This is a genomic window from Borrelia maritima (genome assembly GCF_008931845.1).
Classification (GTDB): domain Bacteria; phylum Spirochaetota; class Spirochaetia; order Borreliales; family Borreliaceae; genus Borreliella; species Borreliella maritima.
The window spans coordinates 521,220-536,083 of record NZ_CP044535.1; the positions used below are offsets into that span (position 1 = coordinate 521,220).

At 28.6% G+C, this 14,864-nt stretch carries 11 protein-coding genes and 1 pseudogene; 7 read left to right on the forward strand and 5 right to left on the reverse strand.

Features of this window, described 5'->3' with window-relative positions:
• Positions 1 to 4: 4 nt before the first annotated feature.
• Genes pheS through trxB form a run of 3 tightly spaced genes read left to right on the forward strand, consistent with a single transcriptional unit; the run spans position 5 to position 4,278 of the window.
• Positions 5 to 1,567, forward strand: coding sequence for a phenylalanine--tRNA ligase subunit alpha (gene pheS / locus DB723_RS02560; RefSeq protein WP_151552294.1), 1,563 nt, complete (start codon positions 5 to 7; stop codon positions 1,565 to 1,567).
• The gene (gene pheT, locus DB723_RS02565) at positions 1,555 to 3,255 is read left to right on the forward strand and encodes a phenylalanine--tRNA ligase subunit beta (protein WP_151552296.1); all 1,701 of its coding nucleotides are present in this window, start codon (positions 1,555 to 1,557) and stop codon (positions 3,253 to 3,255) included. Before pheS ends, pheT begins: the two co-directional genes overlap by 13 nt.
• A gap of 42 nt (positions 3,256 to 3,297) precedes the next feature.
• Positions 3,298 to 4,278 (forward strand): thioredoxin-disulfide reductase, encoded by a 981-nt coding sequence (trxB, locus tag DB723_RS02570; RefSeq protein WP_151552298.1) that lies wholly within the window; start codon positions 3,298 to 3,300, stop codon positions 4,276 to 4,278.
• Between the two features lie 54 nt (positions 4,279 to 4,332).
• Here trxB and rlmB read toward each other — a convergent pair whose 3' ends face one another.
• From rlmB to grpE, 4 genes are read right to left on the reverse strand one after another with little or no spacing between them, the layout of a single operon-like run.
• Complete coding sequence (rlmB, locus tag DB723_RS02575) at positions 4,333 to 5,073, reverse strand: 23S rRNA (guanosine(2251)-2'-O)-methyltransferase RlmB (protein ID WP_151552299.1); 741 nt, start codon at positions 5,071 to 5,073, stop codon at positions 4,333 to 4,335.
• A 1-nt stretch (position 5,074) separates the two neighbouring features.
• Positions 5,075 to 6,169 (reverse strand): molecular chaperone DnaJ, encoded by a 1,095-nt coding sequence (gene dnaJ / locus DB723_RS02580; RefSeq protein ID WP_151552301.1) that lies wholly within the window; start codon positions 6,167 to 6,169, stop codon positions 5,075 to 5,077.
• Positions 6,169 to 8,076, reverse strand: coding sequence for a molecular chaperone DnaK (gene dnaK / locus DB723_RS02585; RefSeq protein WP_151552302.1), 1,908 nt, complete (start codon positions 8,074 to 8,076; stop codon positions 6,169 to 6,171). Before dnaK ends, dnaJ begins: the two co-directional genes overlap by 1 nt.
• Positions 8,077 to 8,098: 22 nt before the next feature.
• Positions 8,099 to 8,668, reverse strand: a complete 570-nt coding sequence (gene grpE, locus DB723_RS02590; RefSeq protein ID WP_151552304.1) for a nucleotide exchange factor GrpE — start codon at positions 8,666 to 8,668, stop codon at positions 8,099 to 8,101.
• Positions 8,669 to 9,036: 368 nt separating this feature from the next.
• On the opposite strand from grpE, the gene nadE reads away from it, so the two are divergent.
• Entirely contained in the window at positions 9,037 to 10,575 is a 1,539-nt protein-coding gene (nadE, locus tag DB723_RS02595) for an NAD(+) synthase (protein WP_151552306.1), read from the forward strand.
• 314 nt (positions 10,576 to 10,889) lie between these two features.
• Positions 10,890 to 11,724: pseudogene (locus DB723_RS05785) on the forward strand (inositol monophosphatase family protein).
• A gap of 12 nt (positions 11,725 to 11,736) precedes the next feature.
• On the opposite strand, the gene DB723_RS02605 reads toward DB723_RS05785, so the two are convergent.
• Complete coding sequence (locus tag DB723_RS02605; RefSeq protein WP_151552308.1) at positions 11,737 to 12,162, reverse strand: hypothetical protein; 426 nt, start codon at positions 12,160 to 12,162, stop codon at positions 11,737 to 11,739.
• A 103-nt stretch (positions 12,163 to 12,265) separates the two neighbouring features.
• Between DB723_RS02605 and DB723_RS02610 the strand changes: the two genes are divergently transcribed.
• Complete coding sequence (locus DB723_RS02610; RefSeq protein WP_151552309.1) at positions 12,266 to 14,080, forward strand: hypothetical protein; 1,815 nt, start codon at positions 12,266 to 12,268, stop codon at positions 14,078 to 14,080.
• A complete protein-coding gene (locus DB723_RS02615; protein WP_151552311.1) occupies positions 14,073 to 14,861 on the forward strand; it encodes a type III pantothenate kinase in 789 nt (262 codons plus the stop codon). Before DB723_RS02610 ends, DB723_RS02615 begins: the two co-directional genes overlap by 8 nt.
• The last annotated feature ends 3 nt before the right edge of the window (positions 14,862 to 14,864 follow it).

The window sequence follows — 14,864 nt, forward strand, 5'->3', positions numbered from 1 at the left end:
ATTTATGAGTGTAGATTTAAATTTAATAAAAACATTACATCCTCTTGAGATGAAAGTAATTTTAAACAATGAGGAAGATGATAATATTTCTGCTTCAATTATTATTGAAAGATTAGGCTTTAATGAAGGTCAGGCAAATAAAACAATTGAATGGTTAAATTCTAGAAAGGTTATTGAAGAGGTTTATAGGAAATTAAATGTATTTTATAAAGCAACAGAAAGGGGACTTAGTGTTTTAAGAGATGGATTTGTTGAGGAAAAAATAATAAATCTGGTTTCTCAAAAGGTAGTGTTAGCTTCAAATTTAGACTTAGAGCTTGATCTTGATGTTAAAGAAGTGAGAAAAGCGTTTGGCAATTTGTTAAAAGAGGGGATTCTTTCTCTTGATTTAAATAAACAGATTGTTGTAAATTGTTTAGATGGTATTGACGCCAATTATCAAAAAATACGTGTCTTGTTAGAAAGGGCAAAAAGTAACGATCTTCTTAGAGAAAGTTTGACAACTGAAGAGCTTTTATTAATATCAAATTTTTCTAAGAAAAAGGGAGCAGATTCTGTATTTTTTAAAATAATAGAAAAACTTGATTTAAGGTTTAGATTATCTAGCTTTGGATTAGAAGTAAAAAATTTTTTAATGAAAAATAAATTGACAGGAGATGAACTTACTAAGCTTACTCCCGAAATCTTAAAAAATAAAACGTATGAGAATAAAAAATTTAGGGCTTACAATATTCATATCCCATCAGCTAAAATTTTTATTGGGCGCTTTAATTCTTATTTAGATTATATTTCTAAAGTTAAAGACAAGTTGGTAAGTCTTGGTTTTCAAGAGTTTGACGGCCCTTTAGTGGAAACAGAATTTTTCAACAATGATGCTCTTTTTATGCCCCAATTTCATCCTTCTCGTGACATTAAGGATGTTTATTACATTTCAGATCCTAATATGCAAAAATTTTTACCCGAGCCTTATTTTTCTAATGTAAAATTAGCTCATGAAACAGGATATACAACAGGTTCAAGAGGGTGGAGATATAGTTTTAGCGAAGATCTTTCTAAGAGATTAGTTTTAAGAACTCAAGGGACTGTTCTTTCTGCAAAGCAATTAATGAATGCCAAAAATCCAGGTAGATATTTTGGAGTTATTAGATGTTTTAGATATGATCAAGTAGATGCAACTCACGGAGTCGATTTTTATCAAACTGAGGGGATTGTTATTGAGGACAATGTTAGTATTAAAACTTTGTTGGGGCTTCTTGAAATTTTTGCCAAAGAGCTTGCGTGTGCTACAGAAGTTAAATATGTCCCCGCATATTTCCCCTTTACTGAACCTTCGATCGAAATACATGTAAAGCATCCCGTACTTGGTTGGTTTGAACTTGGAGGAAGTGGAATTTTTAGGCCAGAAGTTACAAAGCCTTTAGGCATTGATCTTCCTGTTATCGCTTGGGGTATTGGAATAGATCGAATGGCTTTAATGCATTTGGGTCTAAATGATTTGAGAGATCTTTTTACTCATGATATTGGTGATGTTATTTTAAGACGAGGAAATATAAAATGCCGAAGGTAGAAATTTATAAAAATCTTTTTTTAGATAAAATAGGAAAAAATTTAACAAATTTAGAGATTTCAGAATTACTAGAACCATTTAAAGCAGAATTCGATGGGTTTGATGAAAGTTCAGGAAAAATTAAAATAGAATTTAATGATACAAACAGACCCGATTTATGGTCTTATACTGGACTTGCTCGTCAAATAAATATGTATCTTTTTGGAGAGATGCCTTGTTATGATTTTTTTTCAAAAAAGGGCGATTTTAAAAAGTGTTATGGGGAAATTTTAGTAGATAATAAAATGTCTAAGATCAGACCATTTATTTTTGGATTTTTAGCAAAAGGATTAATTACTAATGATGAAATGCTTGAAGCACTAATTCAATTTCAAGAAAAACTTTGTCAAAGTTACGGACAAAAGAGAAAAAGAGTTGCAATGGGAATGTATAATTCTGATTTTATTGAATTTCCAATAAGTTATGTTGCTTCATCTCCTAATTACAAGTTTGTTCCTTTGGGTATGGATAGTGAACTTTCTCTTTTAGAAATAAATGAAAAGCATCCCAAAGGATTGGAATATTCTTATATTATCAAGAATTTTGATAAGTATCCGTTATTATTAGATAAGAATAATAATGTAGTTTCTTATCCCCCAATAATTAATTCTAAAAATATTGGATCTTTAAAGGTTGGTGATACTAATGTATTTGTTGAAGTTACAGGTATTGATTTTGAAGCAACTTTGTTAGCGTTATCTGTAGTAGCTTGTGATTTTTATGATATGGGCTTTGAAATTTTCCCTGTAAAAACTGTGTTTGGGGACTCTTTTGGTTTAGATTTTGAAGAATTAGTATGTCCTTATTATTTTCAAGAAGAAATAGAGTTTAGTGTGAAAAATGTTAATAGGCTGCTTGGAAATAATTTAACATTAGAGAGTATTTGCCTTAGTTTAAAAAAAATGGGAGTAAATTCTTATTCTAGAGATTTGAAAAACTATGTTATTCCACCTTTTTATAGAAATGACTTTCTTCATGAGGTTGATGTAATTGAAGATGTAATGATAGGAGAAGGTCTTTCAAGCTTTCAGCCAGAACTTCCCAAGGCTTTTGTAGTTGGAAGGCTTAGTCCTTTGGAAGAGTTTTCAAGAAATCTTAGGAATTTAATGGTGGGCATGGGATTTCAAGAGATGGTTTACAATTACATGGGTTCTAAGAAAGATTTTATTGATAAAATGAATATTAATGATCACAATTTTTTAAAAGTATCTAACCCAATGACGGAGAATTATGAATATATTAGGGCATCAATAATTCCTAATTTATTAAAATCAGAAAGTGTTAGTTCTAATTTTCCTTATCCACATAAAATTTTTGAAGTTGGCAAAGTAGCTTTAAAGGATTTGGATACTATTGAAGGAACAAGTACTTTTACAAATTTAGCTTTTTTAATGTCAGGGAAAGAAATTTCTTTTAATGAAATTAATTCAATTGTTGCAACGCTTTTTTATTATTTGAATATTGAAATTCATTTAAGAGAATCAAAGGTTACTTTTTATATTAATGGTAGAGGTGCAGATATTTTGATTAAAGGCTTTGATATAGGTAGTTTTGGTGAAATTTCACCTTATGTTTTAAATAATTTTGGCATTTTTATTCCGTGTTCTGTTTTTGAGATTAATATCAATAAACTTATGAGTCGCTTTTAAGTATTGAATATTAAAATTTTTAGGCGAGGCTTTAAGTTTGATATGTTAGAATTTGAAACTATTGATACAAATCTGATAAAAACTAAAAATTTACCCCAAAAAGAGATAGAATTTGTTGAAGATGTAATAATTATAGGATCTGGTCCGGCAGGATTAACAGCTGGAATTTATTCTGTCATGAGTAATTATAAAGTTACTATTTTAGAAGGCCCAGAACCTGGGGGGCAGCTTACAACAACCACAGAAGTTTACAATTATCCTGGTTTTAAAAATGGAATAAGTGGTAGAGAATTGATGTTAAATATGAGAGAGCAGGCAGTAAATCTTGGGGCCAAAGCTTTTCCCGAAACTGTTTTTTCTATAAAAAGGGAGAATAATATTTTTTATCTTTATACAGAAAATTATATTTATAAAAGTAAAGCTGTTATTATTGCTGTGGGATCAAAACCTAAAAAACTTGAAACTCTTAAAAATTCGGATTTATTTTGGAATAAGGGCATTTCTGTTTGTGCTATTTGTGATGGGCATCTTTTCAAAGGGAAAAGGGTTGCAGTAATTGGTGGAGGTAATACTGCTCTTTCAGAAGCAATTTATTTGAGCAAATTAGCGGATAAGGTTTATCTTATTGTAAGAAAAGATTATCTTAGAGCTATTGCTATGTTAAGAGACAGTGTTGCAAAGTTGCCAAATATTGAAATTTTGTATAATTCAGAAGCCATAGAAGTAGATGGAAAATATTCTGTTTCTCTGGTTAAGATTTTTAATAAAAAAGACGATGTTATTTATGAATTAGAAGCGAATGCTTTATTTATGGCTGTTGGTTACAAGCCTAATACAGAATTTTTAAAGGGATTTGTGGATTTAGATGAAGAAGGATTTATTATAACCAAAGATGTTGTTAAAACAAGTGTTGATGGTGTTTTTTCGTGTGGAGATGTTAGCAATAAACTTTATGCTCAAGCCATTACAGCGGCTGCTGAGGGGTTTATTGCGTCTGTTGAGTTGGGAAATTTTTTAAAATAGTTTTTATTAATATATTTTTTGGCTTTAAATGAGATTTTTATTTAATTTAATGTTTTAGAGTAGATTTAATTGCCTTTTTATTTCAAAGATTAAAATGCCCGTGGACACAGAAACATTAAGTGAGTCTATTTTGCCGCTAGTTGGGATCCTTATTAAAAAATCCGAATTTTCTTTTATTAGCTTGTGGACACCTTTTCCTTCATTTCCTAAAACAAGTGCAACTTTTTTGTCGTTTATTTTGAGTTTATTTATATCTTGTCCTTTAACATCGCTAGTGTATATCCAAAAGTCATTTTTTTTTAAAAAATTTATTGTGTTGTTTATGTTTGTCACTGTGATTTTTTTTACGTATTGACTTGCACCAGAGCTGGTGCGCAAAACTGTTAAATTGTCTTTTGCGCTACGTTTTTGACTAGTAATTACAAGATCCACACTAAACTGTTCTGCTGTTCTAAGGATTGCTCCGAAGTTTTGGGGGTCTTCTATTCCATCTAGAAGTAAAATAAAAGCATTTTCTTTTTTTTTAAATGTTTCTAGTAAGTTTTCAAAATCTTTTGTTTGTGTTTTTAGATTTGAATTTTTTTCAAGTTTTAATTTTAATGCAAATCCTCTATGGTCTTTGTTTTTTAGAATTTTATCAAGTTTGTTTATACTTATTCTTGTTATTTTTACATTTTGTGTTTTAGCTAGTTGTTCAATTTCTTTAGTTTTTGAACTTTTTTTTGATATGTAAAGTTCAAATCCTTTATTATTTTTTATGCTTTCAATTATTGAATTGGCATGAGTTATATACATATTATACTTTTAGTAAATCTATTTCATCACCATCTTTTAATTCTTTGCCTAAGTTTTCAAAAAGTTTGATAGCATTAGAATTTAAATTTTTAGGTGTTTTTATTTTAGTGATTAATATTAAATTCCCAAACTTTTCGGTTTGAAGAATTGGCATTCCTGCACTTTTAATTAAAATTTGTTCTTCATTTTCTATTCCTTTTGGAATTTGTATTTTAATCTCTTTTGAAGCTATTGTTTTTATTTTTATTTCTTTTCCAAGAGCTGCTTGAGTAAAGCTTATTGGAAGTACCGCGTAGAGATCCTTACCATTTCTTTTAAATATTTTATGAGCTCTTATTAATATTTTTACGTAAAGATCGCCATATTCTTGGTTGTCCGGATTAACATTTCCTTTGCCTTTCATTTTTATTTGTTGATTATTGTCAATACCTGGAGGAATGTTTAATTGAATAGTTTCTTGCTTTGTAATACTTCCTTTTCCTTTACAAGATTTACAAGGGTTTGATATTATTTTACCTGCACCGTAGCATTTAGAACATGTTGTTGTAACTCTGAAAAATCCTCCTCCTTGTACTATTCTTCCACTGCCGTTACACATATTACATATTGAAGGGCTTGTGCCTTTTTCGCATTTTTTTCCGAAACAAGAGTCACAGAATATTTGTCTTGTTATGTTTATATTATTTTTGTAGCCAAAGTATGCATTTTCAAGAGATATTTCTATGTTATATCCTACGTCTTCACCTTTTGCATGTTTTCTATTTTTTTCTTGTCCTTTGTTTCCAGTGAAAAATGAATCAAAAATATCACCAAAATCTTCAAAGATGTCTGAAAATCCACTAAATCCACCTGAAAACCCTTCAAATCCTCCTCCTTCAAAAGCGGAATGTCCAAATCTGTCGTATTTAGCTTTTTTATTATCATCTATTAAAACTTCGTAAGCTTGAGTAGCTTCTTTAAAGATCGAAGCGGCTTCTTCATTCCCTTGATTTCTATCGGGGTGATATTTAATTGCTATTTTTCTATAAGCTTTTTTTATTTCATCTTTTGAGGCTCCTTTTGAGAGCCCCAAAATTTCATAATAATCTTTTTTCACTATTTTTTATCCTCGTCAACAACTTCGTAATCAGCTTCTTTCCCCTCTTCGCTTGTATTGCTTTGAGTACTATTTTCTTGTTGGCCGCTTGCATTTTGCTGGGAAGAATCTTTATACATCATTTCAGCTATTTTGTAAGAAGTTTTTTGAAGTTCTTCTGTTTTAGATTTTATAAGTGAAATGTCTTCTTTTTCAAGACTTTCTTTTAATTCTTTTATTTTAGTTTCAATAGCTTCTTTGTCTTCGCTTGAAATTTTTTCAGAATATTCTTTTAATGATTTTTCTGTTTGATAAATTAAAGAATTAGCTGCATTTTTTGTCTCAATATTTTCTTTTAATTTTTTATCTTCTTCCGCATGAGCTTCTGCATCCTTTACCATTCGATCTATTTCTGATTCGGAGAGTCCTGATGATGATTCAATTCTAATCTTTTGTTCTTTGCCGGTTCCCATATCTTTTGCAGATACGTGGACTATCCCATTAGCGTCAATGTCAAAGCTAACTTCAATTTGAGGTACTCCCCTTGGTGCTGCTGGTATTCCATCAAGTATAAAGTTACCAAGTATTCGGTTTTGTGCTGCCATTTCACGTTCACCTTGAAGGACTTTGATATCAACTGAAGTTTGATTGTCAGCAGCTGTTGAGAATACTTGGCTTTTTTTTGTAGGAATTGTAGTGTTTCGTTCAATAAGCTTAGTCATCACACCACCTAGCGTTTCTATTCCTAGTGAGAGTGGAGTAACGTCAAGGAGTACCATGTCTTTAGTTTCTCCTGTTAAAATACCACCCTGAATAGCAGCTCCAATTGCTACAGCTTCATCTGGATTTACTCCTTTGTTAGGTTCTTGTCCAAATATATCTTTTACAATTTTTTGAATAGCAGGAATTCTTGTTGATCCGCCTACAAGTATTACTTCATTAATGTCAGAAGCTTTAAGCCCAGCATCTTTAATAGCTTTAAGGCATGGTTCTTTTGTTTTTTGAACCAAATTGTCTACCATTTGTTCGAATTTCGCTCTTGTTAGAGTATATTGTAAGTGTTTTGGACCGTTTGCATCTGCTGTAATAAATGGAAGATTTATTGAAGCTTCTTGAGCACCTGAAAGTTCTATTTTAGCTTTTTCAGCTGCTTCTTTTAGTCTTTGAAGAGCCATTTTGTCGTTTGATAAATCAATAGCGCTTTCTTTTTTGAATTCTGAAATTAAATGCTTTATTATCTCGTCGTCAAAATTGTCACCACCAAGATGTGTGTCTCCGTTTGTTGACTTTACTTCAAAAACACCATCTCCAAGCTCCAATATTGAAATATCAAATGTTCCCCCACCAAGATCGTAAACAGCAACAATCTCTTCGTGTTTTTTTTCAATTCCATAAGCAAGAGCAGCAGCAGTTGGTTCGTTAACAATTCTTTTTACTTCAAGTCCTGCTATTTTACCAGCATCTTTTGTAGCTTGTCTTTGAGCATCGTTAAAGTAAGCAGGAACTGTAATGACAGCCTCTGTAACTTTTTCACCCAAGTAAGCCTCTGCTGTTTCTTTCATTTTTGTAAGAGTTGCTGCTGAGATTTCAGGCGGCGACATTTGCTTTTTTATATTAGAAATGTTTACTCGTGCATCGCCATTTAGTCCCTTTTCTACTTTATAAGGAACCATTTTTATTTCGCTTGCAACCTCTTCAAACCTTCTCCCCATAAATCTTTTAATAGAATAAATTGTGTTTTCGGGGTTTGTAACCATTTGATTTTTTGCAACTTGCCCCACAAGTCTTTCGCCTTTATTTGTGTATGCAACAATAGATGGAGTAGTTCTTCCTCCCTCTGAATTTTGTATTACAACTGGTTTTCCATGCTCCATTATAGCTACGCATGAGTTTGTTGTTCCTAGGTCAATACCTATTATTTTGCCCATATTATACCTCCTTTTTTTCTAATTAATTTTTACTTTGAGCAACTTTAACTTTTGCTGTTCTTAATATTCTGTCGTTGTAGCAATATCCTTTTTGATATACTTCTACTATTTCTGGGTTTTTAAGATCTTCTTTCTCTTCAATACTTATTGCTTCATGACGACTTGGATCAAAATTTTCGCCATTTTCTCCAAATTTCTTTAAATTATATTTTTTATCAAAGACTGATAGTATTTCATTTTCAATCATGCTGATTCCTGTTAATAGATTGTCAAAATCTTTAGATTTTCTTGAAGAGTTAATAGCTCGTTCTAGGTTGTCAAGAAAATTAACGACATCTTTCATTATGGTTTCATTTGCAAATTTAACAAAATTGTCTTTTTCTTTTTCTAATCTTTTTCTGAAGTTTTCAAATTCTGCTTGCTTTCTTAAATACAAGTCTTTAAGATTGGAAATTTCATTTTCAAGCTCAGTAATTTTTTTATCAGAATTTACCAAATTTAAGTTTTCTTTTTTTTGAGATTTTGCATTTTTATTGTCTTGTTTGTTGGTTTTTTCGGGTTCGTTTTTAGGTTCTTTTTTTTCTTTTTCCATTTTTCCTCCTTCGATAAAGCATTTTATCTTTTTAAAAAGAATTTTACAAATTTTTTTATTTCTTAAAATTTACTAAAATTGATTCATTTTGATCATTTGGAAGATATATATTTTTCTTAAGCTTTTAGCAATAGTGTTGTATTGATACATATTATTATTTAATAAAATGTTCGTGTGTATTTTTTTGTCAAAATAAAAAAATTTTATTTTTTTATCAAAATACTTTTGTTATTATTTTTAAATTTTATTTGTTTTTGGTTTACTTGTAGATACTCTTAATTTCGGGGGTATTCTTAGGTGGTTATTGGCTTTGGAAGTCTATTATAATTTTTGTTGTAATTTAATGTATTATTGCTTATTATTTACCTATGAAAATAAGCATTGCTCAAACAAAATACAGAGTTTTAGATTTTGATAAATGTATTGCCGATTTTAAAATTAATTATGAGGAAGCCTTGTTAAGAGGATCAGATGTTTTAGTTTTTCCTTCTATGTTTTTGGGCAATACTAAGTATGGTGAGTTTTTTGGGCGATTTGAATATTCTAAAAATATATGTAAGTTCATTGAATTCATAAAAGAACAGGTTAATGATAGCACCTTAGTTGTTTTTGGTCATAGTGTTTATAAGGGTGGCAAATTTGTAGATATTGCTTTTGTAATCAGTAATCATAAAGTTATTTTAACTGTGTCACAACATGATTTACCTGAATTTTTTAGTTATAAGAACTGTGTATTTGCTGTGTTAAATTTTGATGATGCTTTATTATTTGAGGATCCAAGTCCCAAATTTGGTGAAAATTTAAAAAATGCTCATTACTTAATAATACCTTCTAAATCTTGTTTCACTAAGGAAAAAAATAATCTTAGGTTAAAATTTTTTGAAAGAGTTGCTGTTGAGAATAATCTAGATGTTGTTTATTCTAATTTTTATGGAGCTGAAGATTCTGCAGTTTATGATGGGGGTAGTTTTTTTATTAATAGCCTTGGCAAGATAAAACAAGCCAAAGGATTTGAATTTGATTTCATATCTAATGATGTATTTCAAGATTTAAAATTTGATGCATATAATGAGCTTTTTGAAAAAATCATTTTAGCAATATCTCTTGTTTTAAGAGAATATGTTTCTTTTTCAGGATTTTCTAAAGTTCATTTGGGGGTATCTGGGGGCATTGATTCTGCTTTAGTTGTGTGTCTTGCATGTTTTGCCTTGGGTGCTGAGAATGTTGTTGGAATTTCTATGCCCAGTCAATTTTCATCAGCAGATTCTATTTCTGATGCTGAAGAGCTTTCTAGAAAATTAAGCTTTAAATTAATTGAAATGCCAATAAAAGACTTGTTTGAGGGAAGTAGTAGATTTTTTGCAGACTATTTTGATGTTAAAGGAGTTACTGGAGAAAATTTACAAGCTCGGTTGAGAGGGCTTTTATTAATGTCTTACAGTAATTCTCAAAATTCTTTACTTTTAAATACTGGCAATAAAAGCGAGATTGCAGTTGGTTATTGTACCCTTTATGGGGATACTTGTGGTGGACTTGCTTTAATAGGAGATCTTTTTAAGACAGAAGTTTATGAACTTGCAAAGTATATTAATGCAAAGTTTGACCAATGTATTATTCCTGTTAATATTATTTTAAAGGAGCCTTCAGCTGAGTTAAGGTTTGATCAAAAAGATAGTGACTATCTTCCAAAATATGAAGTTCTTGATGCTATTTTAAATAGATATTTGATTGGCAATGAATCTGTAGATTCAATTTATCTTGATTTTGGAAAAAATGTAGTTGATAAAGTTTTAAATCTTTATTTTAAAAATGAATACAAAAGAAGACAAGGAGTCCCTGTAGTTAAGGTTTCTAAAAAAACCTTTGGTTTTGAACTTTCAATTCCCATTTTAAATAGTATAGCTTAGAATTGTGGTTGGAGCTTATTTTTTAAGATATATAGAGAAAATTAATATTTTTAGTATTTTAAAAAGACTTTTAAAAGTTTTTTATGGTCCAATTATTTTGGATTGAGTTTTTAAAAGCAAGGTTAATTTAGTTTTAAATCTGCTCAATTTTTTTAAAAGGAACATTTTTTTAAAAATATTCATTATTATTGTATTAGGAATAGGCTATAATAGTATTGTTGAGGCGGGTTTTAATATATAGTTGATTATCGTTAAATGTTGTATATTTATATGTTAAAAATTAAAAATTTTATTGAAAAAGAACCGAGCTAAAGATTGATTGGGATTTTGAAAAAAATTATATTTTTGTTAAATGAGTCAACTAGGATTGCATTAAGTGATTATGCTAAATTAAGTTTGTATTTTAAATCTGATGGGTCTATTGTAACTCAGGTTGATAGGCAGGTTGAGCAATTTTTATCTAAAGAAATTAAAAAGCCTGGTAATTTTGAGGGAGACTAGATTTTTATGGGGAAGAGTATATTAAGGATGCTCTAATTGCAGAGAATACTTTTATTATTGATCCTATTGATGGAACTTCTTTTTTTGTAGCAGGTCTTCCTTCATATGGAATATCGATAGTGTATGTTAGTGGCGGCAAAATTGTTGAAGGTGCGATTTCTCTTTCCTTAAGCGGAGAATTTTTTATTACTTTTGAAGACAGTGTATTTTATGCTAAAAAAATGATTGATACTTATCCTTTAAAAAAAAGATTTTAATAAGTTTATTTTTGCTAATTCTGAATGTTATAATACACAGTTTGGTTGCAATTTCAAAGTCTATTATAAGGTCATTTAATTTTTATGTTTTTTCTCATATTCATATTAATGTTCTTGTGTTTATTCTTTTGCAAAACTTTTTACAGGTTCTTATGAAGCTTATTTTTCTTGTGTAGGATTTGATATATTGCGCTTGTTTAGCTATTAGGAATAAATTGGGGATGATAGGTGAATTTATTGTGTGGTAGTGTAAATGACATTAGATATCGATTTAATGTACATTTTAGAGCCTAATAATCATAAAAGATGATCCTTGAAAGTTTTTTTGCTCACAATAAATCAACAATAGACATTGTAAGGAAAAGATGCAAATAAAAAATTTAATAAGTAAGATATTTAAAAATTATGATTTATGTTTTGCAGTTTTATTGTTATTAGATTCAATGTCGAGTGTTTTGATTAGTTTGTTTAATGTCCAGCTTGAAAATTTTATGTATAGCATTTTAATTGGATTTTTTGTATATTTTTTTAGCACTTTTAACGATTCTATATTCATTAAAGCTATTATTTCTTTTAGTGTTTTTGGCAAATTGTTGAAAATTTTGGAACCAACCTTATGGCCTTCTATAATAAAATTTTGAAGAGTTATTTGATCTTTTTTTTGTAGGCGTCTCATATATAATTTTAAAATACGTTCTTGCGATTTCATAATTTCCGAATTAATTTGTTCTTGTTTTTTAGTAATTTTTTTCTTGCTTTCAATAACAGGTTTTTTAGGCAGAGACTTGTAAGGATTTGTTCCTGGAATATAATTCTTAGGAATTTTCATATATTTTACTCCTACTAAACTAGCTAACCTATAATTTTATTATTTTTTTTGTTTTTATGCAATCAATATTGATATTTTGATTTTTTATGATTAGAATCATCATATGAAGGGTTTTTTAAGGGCAGGGGCTTTTAATTTATTGCTTGGTTTTTTAATATTATTTATTGTTATTTTTTTACAATTTAGGAATTTAAACTTAAATATCTTTTTTTTAAAAGATATAAAATTAGAAGTAAATAATAAAGTTGAAAATAGTGAATATATCTTAAATAATATTGTTGTTAATGTTAGGGGGATTAGGATACTTTTGTCCAAGCTTAATCCGCTTGTTGTTTTAGAAACAGGGTTAAATCTTTTACCAATTTCTTATAAAGTTCAAGACACAGATATTTATGTTTATTTTGAGAATAATATTTTTCTAGGATTTTTGCTTGATTCGGAAAACAATTTTAGTATTGAATCAAATCTCTCTAAGAGCTTTTTGTTAAGCTATGAACTTGAGGATCATTATGAGGTTATATTAAATAAGCCTTCTATTTCAATAAGACAAGGTAAAAATTTAGAATATAAAGTTTTTTTAGGAGAAAATGTAAAGATAAGAGAAAAAGATATTTTAATCTCTCCTCAAGCAACATTTAGAATTGGTAATGCTATTTATATAGATTCACCAAAGAAAAATACCTCAAATTCGGCTATAGAGGACAATCAAATTAATATACTAGATAATTCTATTATGCATTCAAAAATTGAAGAGGTAGATAATAAAATTTTTAATGATATTTTAAATAATTTTAGACAAAGTGCTTATGATTTTTGGAATAATCCTGTTAATTTTAATGTTTCAAAGGGTGGATGGCTTAAATATAGTACTTATGACTTTGATGAAAATTTAATGGTTTGTCTTTTAGCAGAATCTCTAATTAGAGGAGATCACGAATCAATATTTTTGAAATTAAATTCTCTATTAGTTAAAAATGAAAATAAACTTACTTATTTGAGTTTAAATTATTATGTTAATTCAGATCAAATCGATAAATTTTTTTCTTATTTGTCAAGAAATAAAACTTTTATTGACTCTCTTGAGAGAGACAAACTTATGGTTTATTTAAAAGAGGACCCGAGACTTTTGGAAAAAATTTTTTTATCGGAAAACGTTTCTAAATTGAATGATGCTTTAAATCTTCTTAAAGATCCTACAAAAATATTAAGTTCTAATTTTAATTTTAGCCAAATCTACAATATTTTTTCTAATTATCTTACTTTTCTTAAGATTAGCAATGATGATTTTTTTTATTCAAGTTTTAAAAAAGAACTTTATGAATTTGTATTCACTTTATTTGGTGTTACAGATGAAGGAAGAGTGTATATTTTAAATAATAATATTAATTCATCTGATGTTGTTGAGTATGCATTAAAGATTTCTGGGGTTCTTAAAAAAATAGCATTTTATTTGAAAGATAATTTAATATTAAAGCTTTCTTCTAATGCGATTTATTACTTTTTAATAAGTGATTTTGTTAAGGGTATTCCTTATGAAAATTATTATTCTGATATTATTGACAATCAATACATGCCTCAATTTATTTTTATTTCTGATCATGGATCTGTCAGGTGGATATATGCTGCGTCTAGGTTTTTAAATCGTGAAATTACTGATACCAAGGTTATGATTAATTTCGATCAAAAGATCAATTATACTAACTATATATTTTTTGGAAATATTCTAAATCCAACTTTAGTTAGATTTAGAGAAATTGATTGGTTTTCAGATTATAAGTTTTATACATATTCTGATGGTTGGAAGTATTATCCTTCGAATAAAATTTTGATTATTAAAGTAACCCCTAAGAAAAAGAAGACCGTTAATCTTTTATTAAGATTTGAAAAAAATTCAAGAAAAATAAATATTTATGAATAAACTTTTATTGTCAGAATTAATAATTGATATTGGGAATACTAGCATTGCTTTTGCCTTATTTAAAGATAATAAAATTAATTTATTTATTAAAATGAAAACAAATCTTATGCTAAGGTATGATGAGGCTTATAGTTTTTTTGAAGAGAATTTTGATTTTAATGTAAATCAAGTTTTTATAAGTAGCGTTGTTCCCGTTCTTAATCTAATATTTGATCATGTCGTTTTTTCTTTTTTTAAGATAAAACCTTTGTTTATTGGTTTTGATTTAAATTATGATTTAACATTTAATCCTTACAAAAGTGATAAATTCTTGTTAGGTTCAGACGTTTTTGCTAATCTTGTTGCGGCTATTGAATATTATTCATTAGAAAATGCCTTGGTGGTGGATTTTGGAACAGCTTGTACCATTTTTGCTGTTACTAGACAGGATGGAATACTTGGTGGTCTTATTAATTCTGGTCCTTTGATAAATTTTAATTCTTTATTAGACAATGCTTATCTTCTAAAAAAAATTCCCATTAGCACTCCAAGTAATCTTTTAGAAAAAACTACATCTGGGAGCGTAAATAGCGGTTTATTTTATCAATATAAATATTTAACAGAAGGTGTTTATCGTGACATCAAAAAGATGTATAAAAAAGAATTTAATTTAATAATTACTGGGGGTAATGCGTACTTAATTTTGCCATTAATTGAGATAGATTTTATTTTTAATATTTATTTAACCGTAGAAGGAATTAGAATTTTAGGTAATTCTACTGTTTTTAGGCTTATTGATTGAAAT

What these genes read in the sequence shown, in the direction of transcription:
- nadE (WP_151552306.1), top strand. Translation starts at nt 9,037, where the DNA reads ATGAAAATAAGCATTGCTCAAACAAAATACAGAGTTTTAGATTTTGAT.
- DB723_RS02605 (WP_151552308.1), bottom strand. Translation starts at nt 12,162, where the DNA reads ATGAAAATTCCTAAGAATTATATTCCAGGAACAAATCCTTACAAGTCT.
- grpE (WP_151552304.1), bottom strand. Translation starts at nt 8,668, where the DNA reads ATGGAAAAAGAAAAAAAAGAACCTAAAAACGAACCCGAAAAAACCAAC.
- trxB (WP_151552298.1), top strand. Translation starts at nt 3,298, where the DNA reads ATGTTAGAATTTGAAACTATTGATACAAATCTGATAAAAACTAAAAAT.
- pheT (WP_151552296.1), top strand. Translation starts at nt 1,555, where the DNA reads ATGCCGAAGGTAGAAATTTATAAAAATCTTTTTTTAGATAAAATAGGA.
- dnaK (WP_151552302.1), bottom strand. Translation starts at nt 8,076, where the DNA reads ATGGGCAAAATAATAGGTATTGACCTAGGAACAACAAACTCATGCGTA.
- DB723_RS02610 (WP_151552309.1), top strand. Translation starts at nt 12,266, where the DNA reads ATGAAGGGTTTTTTAAGGGCAGGGGCTTTTAATTTATTGCTTGGTTTT.
- pheS (WP_151552294.1), top strand. Translation starts at nt 5, where the DNA reads ATGAGTGTAGATTTAAATTTAATAAAAACATTACATCCTCTTGAGATG.
- DB723_RS02615 (WP_151552311.1), top strand. Translation starts at nt 14,073, where the DNA reads ATGAATAAACTTTTATTGTCAGAATTAATAATTGATATTGGGAATACT.
- rlmB (WP_151552299.1), bottom strand. Translation starts at nt 5,073, where the DNA reads ATGTATATAACTCATGCCAATTCAATAATTGAAAGCATAAAAAATAAT.